This is a genomic window from Microbacterium esteraromaticum (genome assembly GCF_014084045.1).
Taxonomy (GTDB): domain Bacteria; phylum Actinomycetota; class Actinomycetes; order Actinomycetales; family Microbacteriaceae; genus Microbacterium; species Microbacterium esteraromaticum_D.
On record NZ_CP043732.1, the window covers coordinates 2,531,467 to 2,552,537 of the forward strand.

Here is a 21,071-nt window from a genome sequence, read left to right on the forward strand (position 1 = left end):
CGGATGGAACCAGACATGAGCAAGCAGGATGCTCCGAAGCGTGTTCTCGGCGCAGGGTTCGCCCCATCGTGGCACCGCCCGCACTTCCGGTACTTCGCGCCCGTCGAGGGTGAAGGCGCCGGAGGAGAAGGCAATGGTGCCGGTGACGGCAAGCCTGGCGAGGGGAAGCTCTTCACCCCCGAGCAGCAGGCCGAGGTGAACCGCATCGTTCAGGAGCGTGTGCAGCGCGTCGAGACGAAGTACGCGGATTACAACGACCTGAAGAAGGCGGCTGACGGCGCGAAGACGGTGGAGCAGAAGCTTGCCGACCTCGAGTCGAAGCATGCGGAGGCGGAAGCCCGCGCGCTGCGATCCGACATCGCCACGAAGCACGGGATCTCTGCGGAGGACCGTGACCTGTTCCTGACCGGTTCCGACGAGGCGGCTCTCGAGGCTCAGGCGAAGCGCCTGGCCGAACGGCTCGCCGATCAGAAGAAGAACGGCAACCGTGCCCCCAAGGAGGGCGGCACGACCACAACCGACGACGGCAAGAAGGACATTCGCTCGTTCGCGAAGAACCTGTTTGCCGCCGCGCAGAACGAATAGGAGACGGCGATGGCCGCACTTGCAACTGGGGATCTCGAACTCCCCGACAACATTCTCACTCCATGGCTGGGCAAGGTTCGTGGCGGGTCTGTTCTCGCCGCGCTTTCGCCTGCTGAGCCTCAGCGATTCGGCTCCGGCAAGGCGATGGTGTTCGACTCGGGCGAGGCTGAGCTCGTGTCTGAGGGCGGCCAGAAGTCGTCCAACGACATCACGAAGACCGTTCAGTCGGTTGAGCCTCACAAGTTCCAGAAGACCGTTCGTATGAACGAGGAAGTTCTCTGGGCTGACGAGGACGGCCAGACTGACGCGGTGGAGCAGATCCTCGCGCAGATCCAGCCGGCCCTGTCGCGTGCGCTGGACTTCGGTGCCATTCACGGCATCAACCCGAAGACCGGTGCCGTCGCTGGTTCAATCACGCAGAAGTTCGCTTCCGTGACGAACCAGGTGGAGCGCGCTGCGGCCGACAAGCCGTACGCGAACCTCGACGCGGCTGACCTGCTGGTGCTCGCTGACGGCTACGTGCCTGAGGGCATCGCCCTGGACCCGTCGTTCGCTGCGGCGTTCTCGTCGCTGCGGGCTGGCCAGACCGAGCAGAAGCTTTACCCCAACTTCCGCCTCACCACGGAGGTTTCGGAGCTCGACGGTCACCGCTCGTCCGTTTCGCGCACCGTGAGCGGTTCGGGTGTCGTCGCTACGCCTTCGGGCATCCTCGGCATCGTCGGAGACTTCGGTGGCTTCCGTTGGGGCATCCAGCGCGCGATCGGCCTCGAGCTGATCCGTTACGGCGACCCGGACGGCCAGGGCGACCTGAAGCGCAACAACCAGGTCGCGTTCCGTGCCGAGGTTGTCTACGGCTGGGGCATTGCCGACCTGGATGCGTTCGCGCTGATCGTCGACAAGGTGGCCTGATCATGGCTCGGTTCACGCACAGGGTGAGCGGTGTCGTGGTGTCGGTCGCTGACGAGAAGGTGCTCGGTTCCGACTGGCGCGCCGAGGGTGAAACGGAACGGTCTGAGACGCCTGACGCGTCCTGGAAGGTGGCGGATCTCAAGGCATATGCCGAAGAGAACGGCATCGACCTGGGCGATGCCACGAAGAAGGCCGACATTCTCGCCGCGCTGGATGACAGCGCCGACGACGACGGCAATTCTGACAACGACGAGTCGAACGACGACGAGTCCTGAGTGAGAGGGGGCGGTCATGGCTGTGACTCCCGACAAGATCGCGGTGGCGCTCGGCGTGACCGCCCCCGAAACCAACTCGATCCAGTGGCAACAGTGGTCCCTGTGGATCGATGACGCCACGATGCTGATCGAGAACCGCGCTGAGCGACTGGAGGTCGATCTGTCGATGATCGGCGAAGCGAAGCTCGACTACGTGATCCGTGAGGCCGTGGTCTCACAGGTCAAGAAACCGGATGACGCGACGCAGGTCACGATCAGCGTTGACGATGCGTCTTCATCGCGCACCTACCAGTCGGGTAAAGGTCGGGTGTCGATTCTTGACGAGTGGTGGGCGATGCTCGGGCTCGTTGAGGCTGATGAAGGCGCGTTCGCGATCGACATGCTTCCTGGCGTCTCCGCGATTCATGACCTGGCGTGCTCGCTCCGGTTCGGTGCCACGTATTGCTCGTGCGGTGCGGATATCGCCGGCAAGCCGATCTACGGGGTTGAGTGATGCTGGGCGCGGATGTGGCGGCGGCTCTTCCTGAGCTGCGCGCTCAGGCCGAGTCGCGCATGTCGGAGAAGGTGACCGCGGGTTGGCTCGTTGACGGCACAGACCCTGAAACGGGCGAGCCGACCCAGACCGTGCAGACGCCGGTCTACCCAGTCCCCGGTGATACATCTCCCGATGCCGGGCGCGCACGTATCCGGTGGGCGTCGTCAACGGTGTCGGATGCGCAGGGGGCGGGAGAGCCGATTTCGGTTCAGGAGCCGGTGTTGTCGATCCCTGTGGGGTCGCCTCGTCTGCTGGATGGCATGGCGGTTGTGGTGGCTTCTTCGACCGCTGACGGGTTGCTGGTGGGTCGTGTGTTCACGGTTCAGGGCGCCCCGGTGTCAGGACAGGTCACAAGCCATCGGTACCTGCTCGAGGAGGTCGGATGAGTGACGACATTCGGAAGCTCGCCGCTGATCTGACGGCTGCGGGGCCTGCTGTTCGCCCGTTCGCGCGGAAAGCGGTTCAGGTTACCGCTCATCACATCAAGGACGAGTGGCGGGCTGCGGCGAACCGTACGGGGCTTGCGGGGTATGCGGCGGATGTGACGTATGAGACGCGCGAGAACGTGGCCGGTGTTGTTGCTGAGATTGGTCCGACGCCGGGTGATTCTGGTTCGTTTGGTTTGGTTGAGGATGCGCCGGGGAACGTGTATTCGTCGCCTCAGCACGCGGGCAGATCGGCCTTGGAGAACAACGAGGACGATTTCGTTCGCGGTATTGATGCGGCTGTGGCTGATGCGCTGAGGGCGGTGGGTTTGTGACTGCCGAGTGGGAAGCGTTTAAGGCTCGGCTGGGTGGTCATTTGGTCACCGCGAACAAGGTGTTCCCGATCGTGCGCAAGGACGGTACGGGGACGGTTCGGACGAACTACATCGTGGCGAAGTCGGCTCCTCCTGACCGGCTGGACGATGGACGCGCTGCCGGCTATCAGGTTCCGGATTCGGATAAGCGGTTCACGTTCGATGTGCGGATAATCACGACCGCTGCGGATGGGCTGGATATCTGGATGCGCGCTGTGTTCACCCAGGTGCTTGGTCACCGGTTGGTGGTTCCTGGTCGCAGGTGCACGCCGATCGAGTTGGTGCAGAACGTGGAGGAGGGCGACGGTTACGACCGTGCCGCTGATCTGTACTACCGGGATCTAAGTTTCCGGTTCTGGTCCCGTCGAGGGGAGACACCATGACGCGTTTCGTGCGCGTGAAGAACAAGACGACAGGGCACGAGTTCGATCTGCCCTCCGAGAGTTTCGACCCCGAGAAGTACTCGAAGGTCGCCCGATATTCGGAGACGACGCGCCCGCGCCGCCCCAAGCCGAACGTCCGCAAGGGCGGGAAGCGCATCGCCCCCGTGAAGACTGACAAGGAGAAAGACCAATGACCCTGACCATTCCTGCAGGCGTTCCCTCGATGGGAACGCGGCGCGTCGTGTTCATCCCGGGAACCGTGGCTGACATCGATGCGATCACTGCCGTTGAGGCGAACGCTGGCGAGAACATCTCGTGCTACATCATGCGTTCCAACGGTCTGACGAAGTCGCTGACGGAGAACAAGATCACAGACTCCCGGTACTGCTCTGCGCAGGACTTTCAGCGGTTCGGTTCTAAGCAGAAGGAGATGGGCCTGGCCTACTCCACGAACCTCAACACCCCGACCGACGACGAGGCCCGCCTGGCTCTCGTCGAGGGTACAGAGGGCATCCTGGTGGAGTTTTTCCAGGTCGATGAGGATGCTGAGACTTTCGCGACTGGCGACTGGTATCAGGCGACTCCGGTTCAGCTTGGTGAGCAGAACATTCCCCCGGTGGAGGACAACGCGATCGACCGCATCGAGCAGGCTGCTGCGGTGACCGGTGCGTGGACTCCGCTGCGTCAGCTGGTCGCTGGCGCCTAACAACCCCTGGGGGCCGGTTACACGGGGCCGGCTCCCAGGTTCTCCGTGAACCCGTGTACAGACTTTGAAGGAGACTCCCGTGTCCAACCTCAGCACCCGCATCGCTACCCGCAAGATGTCGCACAAGGATGTGCCGATCTGCCTCGACCTCGACCTGATCGACCAGCGCGACGACGTGATGCGCGCCCTCGACGCAGCCCACCGCGCCGCGAAGAACTCGGACGAGCGTCTGGTTTCCGGGGAGCACCCTGACGTGTCCGCTGCCCGCGAGCGTGTCGCCGAGCTCGACGTACAGATCCGTGAGGCGTCGATCATCCTCCGTGTGTACGGAGTCGACCGCCACACGTACAACCAGTGGATCGTGGAGTGCCCACCCCGCAAGGGACGGCAGGAGGCGTTCGACTCGTCCACGTTCTTCATGCACGCTGCGAAGAACAGTGCGAAGTACGTCGACGAGAGCGGCGTCGAGCACGAGATTACCCCGGATGAGTGGGTGACGATCGACAAGATGACGGACGGTGAGTACGACCGTCTCGCGCAGGCCGTCCTCTACGTGAACCGTGGCCTCGGGCAGGTCGATGTCGGTTTTTTCGTGAACGGCTCCGAACCGACCACCGACTCCTGACTGATCTCCGGGTCGCTCGGGATCTCGGGATCGCCCCGCGCCGTCTGTGGGGGTGGGAGCCGGAAGAGATCCACGTCGAAGACGTCGACGAGGAAGGTCGGAGGGTCATCCGGGTGACCAGGGAGTCTGAGTTCGACCCGGAGCAGCATGCGATGCTCGCGGGCCTCGCCGAGTATGAGGCGCTGCTAGGTCCGCACGGTCTGCCAGTGGACGAGACGACCTCATCGGAAGCCGACCCGAACAACCCGGACGCCACCTATCACTACGAGGCGAAGGTGTTGCGTGACTGGGCGCAGACGGCGATCGAGGAACGCGAGAAGGACTTCAAGGATCACCCGTCACATGCGCGACGGTTCTACGCCGTGCGCGTGGATCATTCCTCGAAGTAGTCGACGGTAGTCGTCGCGGTGTCGCCGTTCATGATGACCGTGCACCCGTAGGTTGCGCGCACTTTCCCGCCGAAGCTGTTCTCGGCGTCGACTGTGCCGGTGACTTCCCACGTCTCGGACCCTCGCGCGCTTGTGCTGCTGTCGAAGTCGGCAGTGCCGGGTGCTTTCAACAGCTTCTCTATGCGCGCTTCACACTGCGCGATCGACTCGATGTCGTCATTGCTGCCGTCGTTGCTCCTGAGGCTCGACGCCAGGCAACTCGCGAAGCCGATGATCACGGCTAGAGCGATGACGATCCCGATCACCCATCGGTTGACCTTTGCACGCCACGCGTCGTTTGCCTGCGCTTGGGAGTCGGTCATGCCGCTCACGATACCGCTTCGCCTGCCGGAGCACACAAGGGGGTCCATGGCTCAGCGCGTCGTGAAAGTGGAGCTCATCCTGGCCGCCCAAGGCTTCATGCAGGGCACGGACGCGGCTGCGAAGAAGGTGCGCGAGCTCGGTTCTGAGACCGAGAAGCTGGCGCAGAAGCGCGAGGCGTTCAATACGCTCGGCACCGCTGCGGTCGGGTTCGGTTCGGCTGTTGCGCTCGGTATTGGCATGGCTGTCGCGAAGTTCGCGGACTTCGACCAGCAGATGTCCTATGTGCAGGCAGCCACGCACGAGTCCGCCGCGAACATGAACCTATTGCGGGACGCGGCTCTCGACGCGGGCGCCCGCACGGTGTTCTCTGCGACGGAGGCTGCAGGGGCGATCGAGGAACTTTCGAAGGCCGGCGTCTCGACGGCGGATATCCTCAGCGGCGGCCTTGACGCGGCTCTGGATCTTGCTGCTGCTGGCGGCATGCGAGTCGCGGATGCCGCGGCCGTCGCCGCGACGACGCTGAAGCAGTTCGGCCTCGAGGGCCGGGACGCGTCGCACATCGCGGATCTGCTCGCAGCGGGCGCGGGCAAGGCGCAGGGTGACGTGTCCGACATGGCTCAGGCACTGAAGCAGGGCGGTCTGGTCGCGAACCAGTTTGGCCTGTCGGTGGATGAGACGGTCGGTACGCTGTCGGCGTTCGCGTCAGCGGGCATGCTCGGCTCCGACGCAGGGACATCGTTCCGTACGATGCTGCTGCGTCTCGCGAACCCGACCGGTGAAGCGGCCGAGATGATGCAGGAACTGGGCATCAACGCGTACGACGCGCAGGGCCAGTTCGTCGGCATGCAGTCTCTCGCGGGGCAGCTGCAGACCAGTCTTTCGGGGTTGACGCAGGAGCAGCAGAACGCGGCTCTGGCGATCATCTTCGGTCAGGACGCGATCCGTGGCGCGAATGTCCTTCTTCAGGAGGGCGCGGACGGTATCCGCAAGTGGACGACTGAGGTCGACGCTCAGGGGTATGCCGCGGAGACCGCGGCGATGCGATTGGACAACCTGAAGGGCGATTGGGAAGCGTTCACGGGCGCGCTGGACACGGCGATGATCTCGATGGGCGAGGGCGCGAACGGTCCGCTACGCGAGTTCGTGCAGGGCCTTACCGGGATGGTGGACCGATTCAACGATCTGCCCGATTGGGCACAGCAGTCCGCTATCGGCGTCGGCGCTGTGACAGCTGCCGTCGCTCTGGGTGCGGGTGGGTTCATGCTCGCCGTTCCGAAGGTCGCCGCCTACAACGCCGCGATCGCGACGATGGGTACTGGCGCGCAGCGTGCGTCCCGGTTCGTCACCGGGCTTGGGAAGGCAGTCGGCATCACTGCCGGGTACTTCCTCCTCGCGAAGGGCGCTGAGGCCGCCGCACGGGGGCTCGGTCAGCTCGGCGACGGTGCGAAGTCCGCGAACGAGACCGTGTCGCTGCTCCTGAACAAGGACTACGACGGGTTGTTCGAGGGCATGACGAAGGGTGCCGGCGGCGTCAACGATCTCACCGACGCGATGGACAAGCTCCTCGCGGGCGACTTCGACAACGCCTTCAACCGGTGGGGATCAGACACGTTCGCATTCACTGGCTTCACATCCTCCGTGGGGGAGGCACGCGAACAGTTCGCTCTCATGGGTGAAGCCCTTGCCGACATGGTGTCTCGTGGCGACGGCGAGCGGGCAAAGTCGATCTTCGCCGATCTTCAGGCGCAGTTCGAGGCGCAGGGATACACAGTCGACCAGCTTAACGAGGTCATGCCGCAGTACAAGGACGCTCTGACCGGCGCAGCGAACGAAGCGAAGATGGCCGGCGACGCGACTGGCGCAGCCTCTGGTGACCTGTCGGAGATGGAATCCGCAGCGTCGGATGCTGCGACCGCGCTCGACAGCGTCGTGCGGGCGCTGATGGAGGTCGCAGGCGGAGCCATGTCGGTCAGCGAAGCGAACGACAATGCTCTGTCTTCGATCAACGCGATGACCGATGCTGCAAGCGCCGAGGGAGCGTCTCTCGCGGGCACGAACGACGCGTCGATCGCGCTTCGCGATTCGATCCGTGAGGTCGAGACGGCGCATCGGGATTCGGCGGTCGCGATCCTAGAGAACGGCGGGACCCTCGACGAGGCGACTGGCAAGTGGAATGCGGGCCGTGACGCCGTGATCAGGATGCTCGAGGCGAAGGGCATGGACCGCGCAGAAGCGGTCAAGTGGGCAGACCAGAACCTCGGTTCGGCCTCTCAGGTTCAGGCGGCGATGGGCGAAGTGACGCGCGCCGTGAACAGCATCCCGAAGACGCCCGTCATCGACCTCACCGCGCGCACCAGTCAGGCGTACAACGCGCTGATGGGTGTGCAGAGCCTGCTGCGTCGCATCACCGGTAACCACTCGATACATGTGTCGACGGGGCAGGGAGGCCAAGGGGGTCTCACCTTCGCGACCGGCGGTCTGGTCAATAGCAAGGGAATGAAGGTCAAGAGCTTCGCCTCTGGCGGGTTCGAGCCTGGCATCTACCAGGCTGTCCCGGGCGGTATCCATCGTTTCGCTGAGGCGGGTTACGACGAGGGCTACGTCACCACTGACCCGAAGTATCTGCCGCAGTCGATCGACACGATGAACGCGTTGGCTGGACGGCTCGGTCTCGGGCAGCTCGGCAGGATGCCAGCAGCGGCTCCGGTCGTCAACGTGGCGGCACCGTCGTTGGCGGGCATGTCGATCACGGGGCGCCTCGAGGTTGGCGGTGATGGTCTCGCCCGGATCATCGATGGCCGTATTGAGCGTGCGTTCGAGCCGTCCTCGGATGAGGCGGTCAGGTCAGAGTTCGGCCGGTAGGACCCGGCATTCGGGAGGGGCGTGGACGGTCTGTCTGCGCCCCTCCGTCATATCCAAGGGAGCGTGTCATGGGTTACCGGATCTTCGACAGGACGGGCCGCCTGGTGGGCGGGGATGACGAGCTCGACGGTGAGGTGCGGCGCGCGGCCGCTGACGTCGACGGGTACGTGCTCGACGACGCGGACAAGGTCGTCTTCGACGCTCGGGGGGTCTGATGGCCTACGACGCCAGCATCTCGGGCCCCTACTCGGGCCGCCCGGCGTTCGACCAGTACCTGTATGTGCGGCGGGACCAGACCCAGGCGCGCCGCTCGTCCTATGCATACGAGGTTCGGGCTCGGAACCCTGAACGGCGCACGCAGACATACGCGCTGAGCAACTTCCCGCTGGCGGTGAACGTCGGCGGGCAGATCTTCGAACACGAGCACAACCTCGACTTCCGTGGCGGTCAGGAGTACATCACCCTGGCTACTGGGTCCACGGGCTGGTTCGATCACAACAGCGCCGGTGAGCTGACCATCGTCATCGATACGTGGCATGGTCCCGCGGGCGTTTTCGGGTCCGCTGATCCGGCCCCGCTGTACTTCGTGACGGACACGATCAAGCCGGAGACCCCGACCGGGCTGTCGGCGACGCGGGTATCGGATTCGCAGCAGACCCTGAACGTGACGGTGCCGTGGGGTGCGGTCAAGATGGTGTGGCAGCGATCCACGGACGACGGTGCCTGGCAGACGCTCGCGACGGTGACCGCGTCAGGCACATACACGGACAAGTCGACGCAGGCGAACCGAAAGTACACGTACCGGGTGGCGGCGTCGAACGGTGGCGGGCAGGGCCCGTGGTCGTCGACCGCGACGATCTACACGTCCCCGGCCGCGCCGACCGGTGTGTCGGCGGCCCGCACCGCGGCGGACGACATCCGGGTCGATGCATCCGGCCGGCCCGCGTGGGCGACGTCGTTCAACATCCGCGACGGCGGGGCGCTGGTCGCGTCGGGTGTGAGCCTGCCGTGGACGCATGTCGACCCGAACCCGGCGGACACGCACACGTACACGGTGCAGGGCGTCGTCTCGGGGATCGCGGGGGCGTGGTCGTCGCCGTCGAACACGGTGCAGCTGATCAGCCCGCCGTCGCCGCCGCAGTCCCTGAGCCCGAATGGTGCGGTGGCGCCGTCGGATGAGAGCGTGACGTTGTCGTGGGTGCACAGCCCGGTCGATTCGTCACCGCAGTCGGCGTACGAGTTGCAGTATCGGGCCCCGGGTGGGGCGTGGACGGTACTCACCGGCACGACTGCGCAGGCCAGGGCGGTGACGCTGCCTGTCGGGGCGGTTGAGTGGCAGGTGCGCACGAAGGGCGCGCACCCGGATTGGTCGCCGTGGTCGGCGACAGCGTCGTTCACCGTCATCGACCGACCTGGTGTCGCCGTCGTTCAGCCCGCGGACACGTGGGACGCGTCAACCCTGACCGCGGTGTGGACCTGGTTCCAGGCTCAAGGTCGGCCGCAGTCCGCCTGGCGGGTGGAGCTGCTCGACGCGACCGGCACGGTCGTGGAGTCCCGGACCGGGTCCGGTGCGACGGCGACGCTGCAGCTGGCCACGCGCCTCACTGAGGGTGCGTGGACGGTGCGCGCGCAGGCCGCGACCGGTGAGGTGTGGTCGGCATGGGGCGTGGAAGCATTCACCGTCGCGTTCACCCCGCCCGTGGAGCCCGTGCTCACTGGCGTGTGGGACGAATCGCAGGGCGGCGTGCAGATCACTGTCTCGGGTGAACAATTCGGCGTCGCCGTTCTCGACGAAGGCGCCTGGTACGCAGAGGTTGGAGTTTGAATATGGTCCGCAAGTATCTCGTGACTGAGAACGAGTTCCTGTCGGCGACAGTAGATGCCGCCGACGGGCACCTGCGGTTCACCCGCGACAACGGACAGGTCGTCGATGCAGGAAAAGTGTCGGGCGATGTGACTCCGGAGGCGCTCGCTGCTGCGACTGCGGCTGAGACCGCTGCACAGCAGGCGGGTGCGGCGCGAGATCAAGCGCAGCAGATTGCGCTCGGCAACGCGTATGCGGCGCTGGGCGCCGTATTCAAGGTGCAGGCCACACCTCCCGCCGCGGCGACCGAGAACGGACTGCCGGTCCTGTGGATCGACACGACCGAACAGCTGGTGCCAACACCAGCGCTACCGCCGTCTCCGTCGTGGAATGACACGCTCTCGCGCTTCACTGTTCCAACTGGTGTGATCGGGGTGGACTATGTGTGGACGTCCGGAGGTGGCGGTGTTGGCGCGACGCTCACACCGGGTGCGACCCTGTCAACGACAGGAACGTATCCACGCACAGTGACCATCACGCCAGTGGCTAAGCCGGGGTATGTTCTTGCATCCGGCGTGCGGCCATTCGTGCACGACTTCTACGATCCGAACGTCTTGACCGTGCTCACGTCCGACGGATTCTCCGGGGGAGCATCATCCTCCATCATCGGTCGATCTCTGGACCTCGCGCTTGGTGGATCGGCGGCGTCGTGGAGTGGCGATGATCTCTGGCAGATCAACGCATCCGCGCAGCTCGAGAAGAAGGCGGGTCTCGCGGGCATCGGAAGGATCGTCCTTGCGGGTGGGTTGATCGCGAGCAACTACCGTGTGGAATTCGATGTCGTCTCGATCTCCGGCGAAGGACAATTTGGCACTGCCGCGGGGCTCGTCGTTGGGATTCGGAACCAGTCGGGATCTCCGTACCAGTTCGAGCTTTCCATCGGCGGCCGGGGGGCCGGCTCATCGCGGCTGTTCTGTGGCGGCGTCGAGACGACACTGAGCAATCAGACCAGCAACGTTGGTCACTGGGTGCTGCAGAAGGTCGGAACGACGATCACGATCACTGGACCGAACGGTACGCCGCAGGTGGTCGACAAGTCAGATGCCAGTCTCATCCCCGGCGTGTCGAGCAAGGAGCTGTGGGTGCGGGTCACGCAGACCGCTATGGGCGTGACGGTGGACAACCTCAAGCTCACCAAGGTGGGTGCCTGAGATGGTCGCACTGATCCGGCGGTATCAGGCGGACAGCGGCGAGTGGGTTCCCACTGTGCCTAAGCGATGGGACGGATACGGGTGGAGCCGGCCAGTCGAAGACTATACGACGGTGCGGCGATCACCATTCGATCCATACCTGGCGGCAGGAACCGTGTTCCAGCGCGACGTGTCGCAGATGCCGCTCGCCACGAAGTCCGTCGCGCAAGCGCAGTGGATGCGAGATCACATCAACTACGGCTCCGGCTATGGGCCGACAGCCCTCAACACGAGTGTCAACGGAACGCATCCCGTGCAGGTTCATTTGGTGGACTCCCGAATCCCGGGAATGAACCGAATCCACATGACTTGCGGTGACATCGGCGTGACCGGCTACGGCGCTGAGGTCCTCTCGGGATGGGTTCCGTGGCCCAAATGGCTAGACGCATCCTCACTGCAAGCGGGCCAGGACTCGTCGGTGGTGATCGTTGATCTCGGGTCCGGCCTGGTCCGCGAGTACTACTACGTGGAGCAGACTGCGGGTTACACCAACCGCTTCACGGCGTGGGTCGGCGGGATATCGCTCTACAACCGAGATCTCATCGACCTCGCGGAGCGGAACTATCCCCTGCAATTGCAGATGGGAAGGAACACTGTGGTCCGCATGCACAACTGGGCGGGATGGATCGACATCGCGGGAGCCCGACGCGGTGTGATCGATCATGCGGTTGCGTTCACCTGTGCGAACATGGCTCTCCCCGACAGTCTCGGCGAAGCGATCGACCCGGACGGCGTGCGCTACATCACGAAGGGAGCATCGTGGCCCGGACTGAGCGGTGACGGAGACACCGCAAATCCATCTGATGAGGTGCCGATACACGGGCAATGGGCACGCCTCCCGACGACGCTCGACCTGTCCCCGTCTGGGCCTTACCCGCCGTTCCTGCGTATGGTGATCCGTGCGATCCAGAAGTACGGGATGGTGTGCACCGACTCCAACAACTTCGTGCACGCCTTCAACGCAGAGCCGGGCTTCTACGAGAGACAGTTCCTCGGCGTGGACCCGTGGTCAAGCGGTGGGGACGTGACGGCGAAGTATCGCGAGCTGAACATCCGCGAGGGTCGAGACCCCGCGGATGCCCTCTCGGTGGCAGCGTTCCCGTGGGGACAGACCCAGTGGGCGCCTCGCCACTGGGGCGCGCCGACGAGGATCGCTGCTCAACCTTAGGTCGTGGCTGCGAGGGAAGGGGCTGGAATCTGTGGTGTCTGTTTTCCGCGGCCCCGCAACCGCATGGCGGGCCGCTCGACAAGAACCCAGCTCGCCCACGCAAACGGCACGGTCGCAGCGATCGACAACAACATGAATAGCCAGAGCGGCATGCGCTCCCCGATCGTGATCGCGAGAAGCTGCTGGACCGGGAAGGCGTAGATATACATCCCATACGAGATGTCGTTCTTCGCACCGACCCGGTCCAGCGGCAACGCGATCCCTAGCCACATGCAGAGGTACGCCAGCGGGACGGCCGCGAGGATATCGAAGGTCCCCGTCGCAGCAGTGATGACGACGGCCACAGCGGACACGGCGGCGAACTCCCACCGGTACGCGACTCGCTCCCGGAGGACGTACAGCAGAGCGCCCGCGGCGAAGTAGGTCCCGAGGCGAATGGTGTGCAAGATGACGTTCACATGCAGCACGTCGAGATACACGTGCGCAGCGGTGACTGCCATGCCGCCGATGACCGTGATCGAGAGTGCCAGCGCCAGCCACCGCCGAGGGATGACAGTCATCGCGAGACCGATTCCGACGTAGCAGAGCGCTTCGTAGAAGAGCGTCCAGAGCGACCCGTTCCACGCGTCTGGATACGGTGCGGTGGGAAGTGTGCCATTCACGTCGAATGTGAAGATGTAGAGGCCGGCGTTCTTGAGCAAATATTCAACCCCGGCGGTGATCGAGAACTCGCCCATGACGAGAGTCGATAGCGGGGCGAAGACGAAGGCCGTCGCCGCAAGCACAACGACGAACGCCGGGTAGATCCGCAGGAATCGGCGCCACAGGAATGGGGCGATCGCAGAGTGGTCACGGCTGCCAGCGATCAGGTAGCCCGAGATCACGAAGAAGCCAGCGACGGCCCAGGGGCCGAGCGAGTTGAACGCGCCGGGCCCGATCGGTTCGTCTGTCCGGCCGCTCAGGGGCCACGCGTGAGCGACGATCACCGCGGTCGCGAACAGCAGGCGCAGAGCATTCAGGCTGTTCTGCTTCGGATTGAACGCGGCCCCCAATGAAGTCATGAGCCCGAGCGTATCGAACGGGCGTCCTCCGGCCGACATGCAACGCGAGCGCCCGTGACCCCTAGGGGGTCCGGTGCACACGAGAGAGGTGGTCTGCTGTGGTCACGAACATCGGCTTCGACAACGAGCACCCGTACGTCGAGGAAGGCGCTGACGAGGGCGAGGTCTCCGTCGTCGGGAACCGGATCTCGGTCACCGACACCATCGCTCGTGCGGAGCGCGTCACCATCGAACGGTCGGTCGACGGCGGCCTCACCTGGGAGCCGGTGGTCGATGACGCGGTCGCCGGGGACGGCATCAACCTCGTCGACTTCGAATCCCTGTCCTACGGTGACAACCTCTACCGGGCGGTCGCTTTCACGGCGGAGGGGGCGACGTCGGAGACGGAGATCACCGTGCAGGCGCGCTCCGGTGCGTTCTGGCTATCAGGTGGACCCGGGTACGGGGACACGGGACGTCTCCCGCTGAACCCCGATGTGAAGCACTCGGGCGGGCGGGAGCGTGCGCTCAAGGAGTACGCCGGCCGGTCCAAGCCGGTCGCGCTCGTCGGCGAGATGACCTCCCGTGCCGTCGCCGTGTCCGGGCGGGTGACGGATGAGAAGTGGATCGAGGAAACCGCGAACATCGAAGACCTGATCCGCATCGCGCAACTCCCGTCCCGCCTGTTCCTGTTCCGTGACCCGGACGGACGCCGCATGTACGGAGTGCTGAGCGACGTCGACCTTGACCGGCTTCTCGCGATCCAGCAGGCGAACGGCATCCGCGGGTGGAACGGCCTGTGGGGGTACTCGTTCACATTCACGGAGGCGACATGACGACCCGGTGGTCCTTCGAGCTGCTCGACAGTGAAGACCGCCCCATCGGCGAGCTCGACGGCGTCACGGGCGGCCGTGCGGAGATCGTGGCTCAGTCGGCGCTGGGTGGGTCCGGTCGGCTGGTTGTCGACGGGCGGCAGAACATCGACTGGGCGTCGAACCGTGTCCGCGCCTGGTTCCACGACGGTGACCGGTCCTGGCCCGTCGGGACGTACATGTTCGCGTCCCCGACCGATCAGCACTCGGGGCTCGGCGTGACCACCCATGACGTCGGGCTGCTGACGAAGATGAACGTCCCCGCGGAGGACAAGGTCGAAGCCCGCTTCTCGATCGCGGCGGGCACGGAGATCATCCCGGCCGCCGTCGACCTGCTCACCTCCACCGGAGAGACCCGTGTCGCGTCGACCTCGTCCGATGCGACGCTCACGGCCGCGCTCACCTGGCCGGCCGGGACGTCGAAACTCGGGATCATCAACGACCTGTTGCAGGCGGCCGGGTACTGGTCGCTCTGGTGTGACGGCTCAGGCCAATTCCGCATCGAGCCCTATGTCGACCCGCAGAATCGGAGCATCACGCACCGGTTCGCGCATGGCGAGGAGTCCCTGCACTTCCCGGACTGGTCGCGTGAGCAGAACCTCGCCGACGTCCCGAATCGGTTCCTCGCGATCGGACGCGGCGACGAAGAGAACCCACCGCTCATCGGGATCGCGAAGAACGACGACCCGACGTCACCGTTCTCCCGTCAGGCGCGCGGCCGATGGATCACCGCCACGGAAGAGGGCGTCGAAGCCGAGTCGCAGCAGATCATCGACCAGTACGCGGCCAGGAAGCTGCGTGACCTGATGGACCCCGTCGCCCGGATCAGCGTGTCCCACGCGATGCTCGACCTGAATCCGAATGATCTGGTCGAGTTCATCCCGGAGGACGGCGTCACCCGGCTGGCGACGATCCAGCGCATGTCGATGAGCTTCACCCCGTTCACGGACATCGATGCGGAGTGGAGGCAAGTGCTGTGAAAGACCGCTTCGCCCCGCTGAAGAAGCTGATTCATGGCCTCGTGAGCGAGGTTCGACGGAAGTCGGAGATCCGACTGGGCACCGTCACCCAGGCGTCACCCCTGCGGATCGCACTCGACGGTGACGTCGACCTCGACGAAACGAGCCCGACGGTCGGGCAGCCGATCTCCACCCCGGCGGTGTCCCTCATGGTGCACACGGTCGGGCAGCGGGTGATCTGCGCCGAGCAGCACCGACAGATCCTCGTCATCCAAGCTGGCGCCTGAGCCAGCCCCACCCGTTCTCAGCCCCGCCCGTGTGCGGGGCTTCGTCGTGAAAGGGGGCCCGTCGTGGCTCTGATGCCGATGCCGTTCAGCAATCCCCGCACCTACCCAGGGCATAGCGGGGTGGACTTCCCACAGCCTCGAGGCACGGCGATTCGTGCGTCCGCGGCGGGAAAGGTGCTGCGCAAGCCGCGCACGGACCGGGGCGGGTACTGGACGACCATCCAGTACGACAACGGCGCTGTCGTCGGCTACGCCCATCAGGACGCGCCCGCATCGATCGCTGTCGGCGCGCGCGTGTCCGAAGGAACCGTGATCGGGAAGGTCGGCTCGCTCGGCCAGAACAGCACCGGACCGCACCTGCACATGGAGAACATCAACAACGCGACGTACGCAGGCATGATGGCGCTGCTCGACCGGTCGCGCGTCGTCGGTGCCACACCGACGGGAGGGAGCACCGACATGTCGAACTGGCCCGCACGCGCCCTGTACGGCGAAGCATGGGTGAAGGCCGCACAGCAGAAGCTGACCGCGTTCGGTCTCTACTCCGGCGACATCGACGGCAAGGACGGCCCAGCATCCCAGGAGGCCACGGAGACGCTGCAGCGCATCGGCGGGCTGAAGGACGATGGCGTATTCGGACCGAAGACGAACGAACTCGCCGACCTGATCCTTGCGGGCCGCAACGCGACCAGTCGCCCCGTGCGCGACATTCAGGCGAAGGTCGGAGCCGACCCCGACAACATCTGGGGCGGGCGCACCTCACTCGCTGCGTACAAGTGGCAGAAAGCGAACGGGCTCACCGCCGACGCGATCTGGGGGCCAGCCTCTGACGCGAAGGCATTCCCACCGGCGCCTGCCCCGACACCGACGCCTGTTCCTGAAGCGACCCCGCGCGAGCCCGTCTACCCCGACGCGATCCGCGCATGGAACGTTCCGCTCGCTTCCGCCCGCACCGCAGGCGTCACGATCGACCGGTTCATCATCCACCACCAGGGATCAACCAACGACGACGAGGCGTACTTCAAGACGAAGAACGACCGCGGTTCGTGCCCGACGTGGCAGGTGAAGAAGGACGGCACGGTCGTCGAGTTCATCCCGCCCGATATGAAGCCGTCCTCGACGGGCTCGTGGAACGACCGGTCCGTGGCTGTGGAAACGCAGAACGTCACGGGGGACGTGTCCGGTACTGACAAGGTGGCCGGGACCGACTGGGTGATATCCGACGCCTCGCACGAGGCGATCGCACACCTCGTCGTCTGGGCGTCCAAGCACTTCGGATTCCCGATCGACCGCACGCACGTCATCGGCCACCGCGAGACGGGCGCCGCGACTGCGTGCCCCGGCCCGTCGATGGACCTCGACGGGATCGTCAAGCGCGCACAGGAGCTCGCCGCGCCCGATCCAGAGCCGGAGGTTCCGGCAGGGTCCGTCGTGATCGTGAAGGCCGAGCTGCTCGAGCTACGTGCGCGGGTGTCGACGGCGATCGGTGACCTGCAGGCCTTCGGCCAGCGGATCGACGGGTGGCTGTCGTGACCCGCCGCCGGAACGTGCAGCACGGGCAGGCCCGACGCCACGTCTCCATGTTCGAGGTCGGATGCCTCGGCGTCCTGTTCGCTGTCGCGATCTCCGCGTTCATGCTGATGTGCGCGCCGAGTATGGCGGTGATCGGGTGAGCGAGGGGGTCCTCATCACGATCATCACAGCCGGCCAGGCGATCGTGCTCGCGCTTCTCGGGATCGTCGCCACCCGGCTCGGGAAGGTGCGCACGACCGTCGGGGCGGTGCAGACCGACGTCGCCCGGGTCAAGGCGGATGCCTCGGCTGCGCGGACGAACAGTGCGGCAGCGCGCGTGCAGGTCGAAAACGATCACTCGACGAACATGCGCGAGGAGAACGACGAGCGCCACCGTGAGACGAAGCGGTGGATCGACGATCTCCGTGCCACCTTCACCGGCGAGATCCGCGTACTCCGCAAAGAGGTCGGAGCCGACATCGGCGGCATCCGGCAAGAACTCCGCGACGACCGTCGCGCCAACCGAGATGCGATCAGCGACCTGTCTGGTCGCATCACTTCGATCGAACAGAAGGAGTCCTGATGGACATCACCCTCCCCACCATTCCTGCGGGCGTGCTCGTGCTGCTGGCACTGCTCGCCCCGTACGTGCAGGCGCTCATCCAGCGCCCCGAGTGGTCGCCGACCGTGAAGAAGATCGTCGCGGTCGGCGTGGCCCTGGCGCTCACGACCGTCGTGCTCGCGTTCTACTACGTGTACACGGGCGACACGATCCCTGACTGGCCCGTGCTGGTGCTGCTCGCGATCGTCGTCGCTCAGGCGTCCTACGCCATGGTGACGAAGACCACCGCGACCGCGCTCGAGCAGCGCACCTCGCCGCAGCGCTACTGACTGAACTGCGTTGAACGCCCCTCATCCTCTTCGGAGGGTGAGGGGCGATTCTGTGTTGGTGGCTACTCGGGTGGTGGCGGGGTGGTGTGTCCGATCCCACGCCTGGACTGCCCCAACGCAATACCCGGGTGCAGTGCGTCCCCGAACTCGACCTGCAGCGCATCAACCAACACGCGCAGGTGCTCGTCGCCGCCGTGGTAGCCGATCCACGTCCCAACCGTCCCCACCAGCACACCAGTCCGCACGCCGGCCGCAGCACGCAACTCAGCAATCACCACAGCCGGATCAGCCGTGAACTTCCCACGCGTCAGAATCGCCGACAACCGAATATCGAGAGCCGTATCGGGATGCATGCCGTGGACGATACTCCCGGCCACAGACAACCCTTCAGCTATGCATTCACGAGTTGGTGTGCACGCTGGTGGGACACTTCCATAAGCTCTCCGATGTCGCGGAGAGTGACTTCTTGCGCAGCTAGATCCTTAGCGAGGTTTCGAGCGCGCTCGTTCGCTTCGCGTTCCAGACGCTCGGCTTCGGCGCGTTCGATCTTGATGTCCTCCAATACCTGGGTGACATGTTCAATGGTTCCGATTCGTTCGGCGGTCACATGAATCTCGAACGAGTCGATGGGCACGTCAAGAGTGACAGCGATGTACTCGCGCGCCATCTCGTGGGCTTCCTTGATGGAGCGTGCTTGCGTGAGGCCGTCGATCTCTGGAATCGCGACCATCCACCACTTTCCTTCTCGGCTGATGGTGACCTCGTACTGCGTCATTTCTGGGCCTCCTCGATTGCCTTGTGCACCTTGCGGACAACTCCGGGGGAGATCGTCTTATGCCCGTCCGGGACGCTGATGCTTACGTTCCCGTTGACCCAGACGGTGTGTGAGCCGACCGTCCGTGCGGGGGTAAATCCGGCGTCACGGAGGACTTTGACGATCTTCCGCGTGGGCTGCTCGCTAACCATGAATATAGTCTAGCCCGACTAGACAGTGCAAGTCAAGCAGGACTAGACAAATTTGGAGCACAACGGGGCCTACTGAACCAGCGCACCGCCCCCTGCCACAGGGGTATGTCGGAGGTTGGCGGGACAATACCCCCATGCTGCCCAGCGACCTACTCGCCTTCGAACATGCACACCCACGCCACAACGGGGACAAGGAAGAAACCATCCGTGCAACGTTCGGAATCACACCCGCCCGGTACTACGTCCTGTTGGGGCGCGCAGCACGGTCGATCGACGGGATACGCGCCGACCCCATCACCGCTCGACGGGTGCGGACGATGGGAGAGCGGGCTCGATCGCGAAGAGTGCGGATAGACGCTGCATAGCGGACTCGAGCCGAACCAGATCCGAGCGCGACTTGTATGCGCGGGTCATTGAACGCGTGGAGTGGCCGACGATCTCTTGAATGAGGTCTTCAGGGACGCCAGCGAGATACAGCAGGTCGACGGTCGAATGGCGAACGTCATGCAACCGCACCCGGCGTCCGGGACCGAACACCTCGTTCCGCAACTTGGGCCACTCTTTCGTGATCCGGTCGGGATCGGGTGGTGTGACGGTTCCGTAGCGCCCGTGTGTGCCCGCGTATAAGAGACCCCAGGGGTTGGGCCGCATTCCGGCGATATGGGAGCGCAGAACGCTGCGCAGGGGCTCCACGAGGGGTATGGTGCGCCACCCCGCGCGAGACTTCGGGCGCGTCAGGTGAAGCCCGCCAGAGATCGGCCGCACCTGATAGTCGTTGGGCACGTCGAGACGCCGGTCGGGGCAGTTCCCGGCGCGCTTCCGCCCGCACGGCGTCAAGCATCCGTGCGTATATGCGAGGCGCTGTAGCTGCCAGGAGATGTCAAGCACGTCTCCGACGCGATCGGCTTCGAGGCCCGCAATCTCTCCCCGCCGCGCGGCAGTCAGAAGATAGGCCATCCAGAGCGCCCGGTCGGGGTGCGTTGCAAGATGCTCGAGCAGCTTGATGGCGTCGTCGAGGCTGAAGACGTCCAGGTCGGGGATGCCCGCGAGAGGAGGCTCCACGCGGGACGCGGGGTTGCTGAGCAGCAGTCCCTCACGTACAGCGGCTTCGAGTCCCGCCGACGCGTAATGGTAGGCGTTGCGAGCAGTGGTGGGAGACAGGCCCTTGCTATAGACGTACGCCTCGATCCGTCGCACCTCTTCCGGACCGATCTGCGCGAGACGCTTAGTCGAGCCGAGCGCCGGCACGATGTATTGGTTCACGTAGGTTCGATAGGTGTCCGCGGTTCGCGGCCGCTTGCGTGGCACAACGTGCACCCGGAGCCACTTCTCGAACCATGACGCCACGGTGGGAGAGGAGCCTGGGAGTGTTCCCATCTGCCGCTTCTGCTCCCGCAGGTCGCGGAGGGCGGCGTTGGCTTCGCTGCGGGTCTTGAACCGTTGCACCTTGCGGTTGCGAACTGGTGTCCCGTCGTTCTTCCACCGAATCGGTGGGAGTTCGATCGCTATAGCCCAGAGCCCGGATGCCTCTTTGTAGATGGCCCCGTCTCCACGCCGCCCCCTGCTTGCTTTGCGTGGCGTCATATCAGTCTTCTCCCATGCGCTGACCACATCTGTTGGTTGGTCACTCCGACGTGCATCGGTCTTCTGCGGATGTTCCGCTGGCGGATCATCACTGCTCCCTTCCGGCCAAGGTTGGTAGTAGCCATTTCATGTAGCCAACGTCGTGCAGGCTATGCGCCCTGTTCACTACATCTGAGACGCTACTACGCATATGCGCGTATTGCAACCCCAGATGCGATAGAGCGCCGGTTTCCGGTACCGTAGGTCGCAGGTTCGATTCCTGTCGGGGGCACACTCAGAGAAGACCGCCCGCGGGCGGTCTTCTCTC

30 protein-coding genes are annotated in these 21,071 nt (G+C 64.9%); 24 read left to right on the forward strand and 6 right to left on the reverse strand.

Annotated features, from left to right (window positions below):
* Nucleotides 1-15 precede the first annotated feature (15 nt).
* The 11 genes from FVO59_RS12010 to FVO59_RS12060 all read left to right on the forward strand — a co-directional run bounded on the left by FVO59_RS12010 (nucleotide 16) and on the right by FVO59_RS12060 (nucleotide 5,206).
* Nucleotides 16-585 carry a hypothetical protein gene (locus FVO59_RS12010; RefSeq protein WP_182252844.1) on the forward strand — a complete coding sequence of 190 codons (570 nt, stop codon included), beginning with the start codon at nucleotides 16-18 and terminating at the stop codon, nucleotides 583-585.
* 9 nt (nucleotides 586-594) lie between these two features.
* Nucleotides 595-1,494, forward strand: coding sequence for a phage major capsid family protein (locus FVO59_RS12015; RefSeq protein ID WP_182252845.1), 900 nt, complete (start codon nucleotides 595-597; stop codon nucleotides 1,492-1,494).
* Nucleotides 1,495-1,496: 2 nt separating this feature from the next.
* The gene (locus FVO59_RS12020) at nucleotides 1,497-1,769 is read left to right on the forward strand and encodes a hypothetical protein (RefSeq protein ID WP_182252846.1); all 273 of its coding nucleotides are present in this window, start codon (nucleotides 1,497-1,499) and stop codon (nucleotides 1,767-1,769) included.
* Between the two features lie 16 nt (nucleotides 1,770-1,785).
* Nucleotides 1,786-2,262, forward strand: a complete 477-nt coding sequence (locus FVO59_RS12025; protein ID WP_182252847.1) for a hypothetical protein — start codon at nucleotides 1,786-1,788, stop codon at nucleotides 2,260-2,262.
* On the forward strand, nucleotides 2,262-2,690 hold the full coding sequence (locus FVO59_RS12030) for a DUF6093 family protein (protein ID WP_259363549.1): 429 nt from the start codon (nucleotides 2,262-2,264) through the stop codon (nucleotides 2,688-2,690). The genes FVO59_RS12025 and FVO59_RS12030 overlap by 1 nt, the downstream gene beginning before the upstream one ends.
* A complete protein-coding gene (locus tag FVO59_RS12035) occupies nucleotides 2,687-3,064 on the forward strand; it encodes a hypothetical protein (RefSeq protein ID WP_182252849.1) in 378 nt (125 codons plus the stop codon). The genes FVO59_RS12030 and FVO59_RS12035 overlap by 4 nt, the downstream gene beginning before the upstream one ends.
* Complete coding sequence (locus FVO59_RS12040) at nucleotides 3,061-3,486, forward strand: hypothetical protein (RefSeq protein ID WP_182252850.1); 426 nt, start codon at nucleotides 3,061-3,063, stop codon at nucleotides 3,484-3,486. Before FVO59_RS12035 ends, FVO59_RS12040 begins: the two co-directional genes overlap by 4 nt.
* Nucleotides 3,483-3,680 (forward strand): hypothetical protein, encoded by a 198-nt coding sequence (locus tag FVO59_RS12045; RefSeq protein WP_182252851.1) that lies wholly within the window; start codon nucleotides 3,483-3,485, stop codon nucleotides 3,678-3,680. Before FVO59_RS12040 ends, FVO59_RS12045 begins: the two co-directional genes overlap by 4 nt.
* Nucleotides 3,677-4,192 (forward strand): phage tail tube protein, encoded by a 516-nt coding sequence (locus FVO59_RS12050; protein ID WP_182252852.1) that lies wholly within the window; start codon nucleotides 3,677-3,679, stop codon nucleotides 4,190-4,192. Before FVO59_RS12045 ends, FVO59_RS12050 begins: the two co-directional genes overlap by 4 nt.
* Before the next feature lie 79 nt (nucleotides 4,193-4,271).
* Nucleotides 4,272-4,817 carry a hypothetical protein gene (locus FVO59_RS12055; RefSeq protein ID WP_182252853.1) on the forward strand — a complete coding sequence of 182 codons (546 nt, stop codon included), beginning with the start codon at nucleotides 4,272-4,274 and terminating at the stop codon, nucleotides 4,815-4,817.
* 113 nt (nucleotides 4,818-4,930) lie between these two features.
* The gene (locus FVO59_RS12060; protein WP_182252854.1) at nucleotides 4,931-5,206 is read left to right on the forward strand and encodes a hypothetical protein; all 276 of its coding nucleotides are present in this window, start codon (nucleotides 4,931-4,933) and stop codon (nucleotides 5,204-5,206) included.
* On the opposite strand, the gene FVO59_RS12065 is transcribed toward FVO59_RS12060, so the two are convergent.
* Nucleotides 5,191-5,568, reverse strand: a complete 378-nt coding sequence (locus FVO59_RS12065) for a hypothetical protein (RefSeq protein WP_182252855.1) — start codon at nucleotides 5,566-5,568, stop codon at nucleotides 5,191-5,193. The two genes, FVO59_RS12060 and FVO59_RS12065, sit on opposite strands and share 16 nt — an antisense overlap.
* Before the next feature lie 46 nt (nucleotides 5,569-5,614).
* Between FVO59_RS12065 and FVO59_RS12070 the strand changes: the two genes are divergently transcribed.
* The 5 genes from FVO59_RS12070 (at nucleotide 5,615) to FVO59_RS12090 (ending at nucleotide 12,653) form a co-directional block, all read left to right on the forward strand.
* The gene (locus tag FVO59_RS12070) at nucleotides 5,615-8,431 is read left to right on the forward strand and encodes a phage tail tape measure protein (protein ID WP_182252856.1); all 2,817 of its coding nucleotides are present in this window, start codon (nucleotides 5,615-5,617) and stop codon (nucleotides 8,429-8,431) included.
* A 68-nt stretch (nucleotides 8,432-8,499) separates the two neighbouring features.
* Nucleotides 8,500-8,646, forward strand: coding sequence for a hypothetical protein (locus FVO59_RS12075; RefSeq protein ID WP_182252857.1), 147 nt, complete (start codon nucleotides 8,500-8,502; stop codon nucleotides 8,644-8,646).
* Nucleotides 8,646-10,256, forward strand: a complete 1,611-nt coding sequence (locus tag FVO59_RS12080) for a fibronectin type III domain-containing protein (RefSeq protein WP_182252858.1) — start codon at nucleotides 8,646-8,648, stop codon at nucleotides 10,254-10,256. Before FVO59_RS12075 ends, FVO59_RS12080 begins: the two co-directional genes overlap by 1 nt.
* 20 nt (nucleotides 10,257-10,276) lie before the next feature.
* Nucleotides 10,277-11,446, forward strand: coding sequence for a hypothetical protein (locus FVO59_RS12085; protein WP_182252859.1), 1,170 nt, complete (start codon nucleotides 10,277-10,279; stop codon nucleotides 11,444-11,446).
* Nucleotide 11,447: 1 nt separating this feature from the next.
* A complete protein-coding gene (locus FVO59_RS12090) occupies nucleotides 11,448-12,653 on the forward strand; it encodes a hypothetical protein (protein WP_182252860.1) in 1,206 nt (401 codons plus the stop codon).
* On the opposite strand, the gene FVO59_RS12095 is transcribed toward FVO59_RS12090, so the two are convergent.
* Nucleotides 12,650-13,714, reverse strand: coding sequence for an acyltransferase family protein (locus tag FVO59_RS12095; RefSeq protein ID WP_182252861.1), 1,065 nt, complete (start codon nucleotides 13,712-13,714; stop codon nucleotides 12,650-12,652). The two genes, FVO59_RS12090 and FVO59_RS12095, sit on opposite strands and share 4 nt — an antisense overlap.
* A 98-nt stretch (nucleotides 13,715-13,812) precedes the next feature.
* Between FVO59_RS12095 and FVO59_RS12100 the strand changes: the two genes are divergently transcribed.
* From FVO59_RS12100 to FVO59_RS12130, 7 genes are all read left to right on the forward strand, one after another.
* Nucleotides 13,813-14,529 carry a hypothetical protein gene (locus FVO59_RS12100; RefSeq protein WP_182252862.1) on the forward strand — a complete coding sequence of 239 codons (717 nt, stop codon included), beginning with the start codon at nucleotides 13,813-13,815 and terminating at the stop codon, nucleotides 14,527-14,529.
* Nucleotides 14,526-15,545 (forward strand): hypothetical protein, encoded by a 1,020-nt coding sequence (locus FVO59_RS12105; RefSeq protein ID WP_182252863.1) that lies wholly within the window; start codon nucleotides 14,526-14,528, stop codon nucleotides 15,543-15,545. The genes FVO59_RS12100 and FVO59_RS12105 overlap by 4 nt, the downstream gene beginning before the upstream one ends.
* A complete protein-coding gene (locus FVO59_RS12110) occupies nucleotides 15,542-15,811 on the forward strand; it encodes a hypothetical protein (RefSeq protein ID WP_182252864.1) in 270 nt (89 codons plus the stop codon). The genes FVO59_RS12105 and FVO59_RS12110 overlap by 4 nt, the downstream gene beginning before the upstream one ends.
* A 78-nt stretch (nucleotides 15,812-15,889) precedes the next feature.
* Nucleotides 15,890-17,344 carry a peptidoglycan DD-metalloendopeptidase family protein gene (locus FVO59_RS12115; RefSeq protein ID WP_259363550.1) on the forward strand — a complete coding sequence of 485 codons (1,455 nt, stop codon included), beginning with the start codon at nucleotides 15,890-15,892 and terminating at the stop codon, nucleotides 17,342-17,344.
* Nucleotides 17,332-17,484: a hypothetical protein gene (locus tag FVO59_RS12120; protein WP_182252866.1), complete on the forward strand. Its 153-nt coding sequence runs from the start codon at nucleotides 17,332-17,334 to the stop codon at nucleotides 17,482-17,484. Before FVO59_RS12115 ends, FVO59_RS12120 begins: the two co-directional genes overlap by 13 nt.
* Nucleotides 17,481-17,906 carry a hypothetical protein gene (locus tag FVO59_RS12125; protein ID WP_182252867.1) on the forward strand — a complete coding sequence of 142 codons (426 nt, stop codon included), beginning with the start codon at nucleotides 17,481-17,483 and terminating at the stop codon, nucleotides 17,904-17,906. Before FVO59_RS12120 ends, FVO59_RS12125 begins: the two co-directional genes overlap by 4 nt.
* Complete coding sequence (locus tag FVO59_RS12130; RefSeq protein ID WP_182252868.1) at nucleotides 17,906-18,214, forward strand: hypothetical protein; 309 nt, start codon at nucleotides 17,906-17,908, stop codon at nucleotides 18,212-18,214. The genes FVO59_RS12125 and FVO59_RS12130 overlap by 1 nt, the downstream gene beginning before the upstream one ends.
* 62 nt (nucleotides 18,215-18,276) lie before the next feature.
* Here the strand turns inward: FVO59_RS12130 and FVO59_RS12135 are convergent, their stop codons facing one another.
* Genes FVO59_RS12135 through FVO59_RS12145 form a run of 3 tightly spaced genes read right to left on the reverse strand, consistent with a single transcriptional unit; the run spans nucleotide 18,277 to nucleotide 19,180 of the window.
* Nucleotides 18,277-18,567 (reverse strand): hypothetical protein, encoded by a 291-nt coding sequence (locus FVO59_RS12135; protein WP_182252869.1) that lies wholly within the window; start codon nucleotides 18,565-18,567, stop codon nucleotides 18,277-18,279.
* 38 nt (nucleotides 18,568-18,605) lie between these two features.
* Nucleotides 18,606-18,989 carry a HicB family toxin-antitoxin system gene (locus FVO59_RS12140; RefSeq protein ID WP_182252870.1) on the reverse strand — a complete coding sequence of 128 codons (384 nt, stop codon included), beginning with the start codon at nucleotides 18,987-18,989 and terminating at the stop codon, nucleotides 18,606-18,608.
* On the reverse strand, nucleotides 18,986-19,180 hold the full coding sequence (locus tag FVO59_RS12145; protein WP_182252871.1) for a type II toxin-antitoxin system HicA family toxin: 195 nt from the start codon (nucleotides 19,178-19,180) through the stop codon (nucleotides 18,986-18,988). Before FVO59_RS12145 ends, FVO59_RS12140 begins: the two co-directional genes overlap by 4 nt.
* Nucleotides 19,181-19,314: 134 nt before the next feature.
* On the opposite strand from FVO59_RS12145, the gene FVO59_RS12150 reads away from it, so the two are divergent.
* Nucleotides 19,315-19,545, forward strand: coding sequence for a DUF3263 domain-containing protein (locus FVO59_RS12150; protein ID WP_182252872.1), 231 nt, complete (start codon nucleotides 19,315-19,317; stop codon nucleotides 19,543-19,545).
* Here FVO59_RS12150 and FVO59_RS12155 read toward each other — a convergent pair.
* Nucleotides 19,475-20,626, reverse strand: coding sequence for a tyrosine-type recombinase/integrase (locus FVO59_RS12155; protein WP_259363551.1), 1,152 nt, complete (start codon nucleotides 20,624-20,626; stop codon nucleotides 19,475-19,477). The two genes, FVO59_RS12150 and FVO59_RS12155, sit on opposite strands and share 71 nt — an antisense overlap.
* Nucleotides 20,627-21,071 lie beyond the last annotated feature (445 nt).

Coding starts and splice junctions, on each gene's coding strand:
- FVO59_RS12015 (WP_182252845.1), top strand. CDS start 595: ATGGCCGCACTTGCAACTGGGGATCTCGAACTCCCCGACAACATTCTC.
- FVO59_RS12010 (WP_182252844.1), top strand. CDS start 16: ATGAGCAAGCAGGATGCTCCGAAGCGTGTTCTCGGCGCAGGGTTCGCC.
- FVO59_RS12105 (WP_182252863.1), top strand. CDS start 14,526: ATGACGACCCGGTGGTCCTTCGAGCTGCTCGACAGTGAAGACCGCCCC.
- FVO59_RS12080 (WP_182252858.1), top strand. CDS start 8,646: ATGGCCTACGACGCCAGCATCTCGGGCCCCTACTCGGGCCGCCCGGCG.
- FVO59_RS12075 (WP_182252857.1), top strand. CDS start 8,500: ATGGGTTACCGGATCTTCGACAGGACGGGCCGCCTGGTGGGCGGGGAT.
- FVO59_RS12150 (WP_182252872.1), top strand. CDS start 19,315: ATGCTGCCCAGCGACCTACTCGCCTTCGAACATGCACACCCACGCCAC.
- FVO59_RS12115 (WP_259363550.1), top strand. CDS start 15,890: ATGCCGTTCAGCAATCCCCGCACCTACCCAGGGCATAGCGGGGTGGAC.
- FVO59_RS12070 (WP_182252856.1), top strand. CDS start 5,615: ATGGCTCAGCGCGTCGTGAAAGTGGAGCTCATCCTGGCCGCCCAAGGC.
- FVO59_RS12130 (WP_182252868.1), top strand. CDS start 17,906: ATGGACATCACCCTCCCCACCATTCCTGCGGGCGTGCTCGTGCTGCTG.
- FVO59_RS12045 (WP_182252851.1), top strand. CDS start 3,483: ATGACGCGTTTCGTGCGCGTGAAGAACAAGACGACAGGGCACGAGTTC.
- FVO59_RS12135 (WP_182252869.1), bottom strand. CDS start 18,567: ATGCATCCCGATACGGCTCTCGATATTCGGTTGTCGGCGATTCTGACG.
- FVO59_RS12030 (WP_259363549.1), top strand. CDS start 2,262: ATGCTGGGCGCGGATGTGGCGGCGGCTCTTCCTGAGCTGCGCGCTCAG.
- FVO59_RS12090 (WP_182252860.1), top strand. CDS start 11,448: ATGGTCGCACTGATCCGGCGGTATCAGGCGGACAGCGGCGAGTGGGTT.
- FVO59_RS12050 (WP_182252852.1), top strand. CDS start 3,677: ATGACCCTGACCATTCCTGCAGGCGTTCCCTCGATGGGAACGCGGCGC.
- FVO59_RS12035 (WP_182252849.1), top strand. CDS start 2,687: ATGAGTGACGACATTCGGAAGCTCGCCGCTGATCTGACGGCTGCGGGG.
- FVO59_RS12020 (WP_182252846.1), top strand. CDS start 1,497: ATGGCTCGGTTCACGCACAGGGTGAGCGGTGTCGTGGTGTCGGTCGCT.
- FVO59_RS12065 (WP_182252855.1), bottom strand. CDS start 5,568: ATGACCGACTCCCAAGCGCAGGCAAACGACGCGTGGCGTGCAAAGGTC.
- FVO59_RS12140 (WP_182252870.1), bottom strand. CDS start 18,989: ATGACGCAGTACGAGGTCACCATCAGCCGAGAAGGAAAGTGGTGGATG.
- FVO59_RS12095 (WP_182252861.1), bottom strand. CDS start 13,714: ATGACTTCATTGGGGGCCGCGTTCAATCCGAAGCAGAACAGCCTGAAT.
- FVO59_RS12025 (WP_182252847.1), top strand. CDS start 1,786: ATGGCTGTGACTCCCGACAAGATCGCGGTGGCGCTCGGCGTGACCGCC.
- FVO59_RS12145 (WP_182252871.1), bottom strand. CDS start 19,180: ATGGTTAGCGAGCAGCCCACGCGGAAGATCGTCAAAGTCCTCCGTGAC.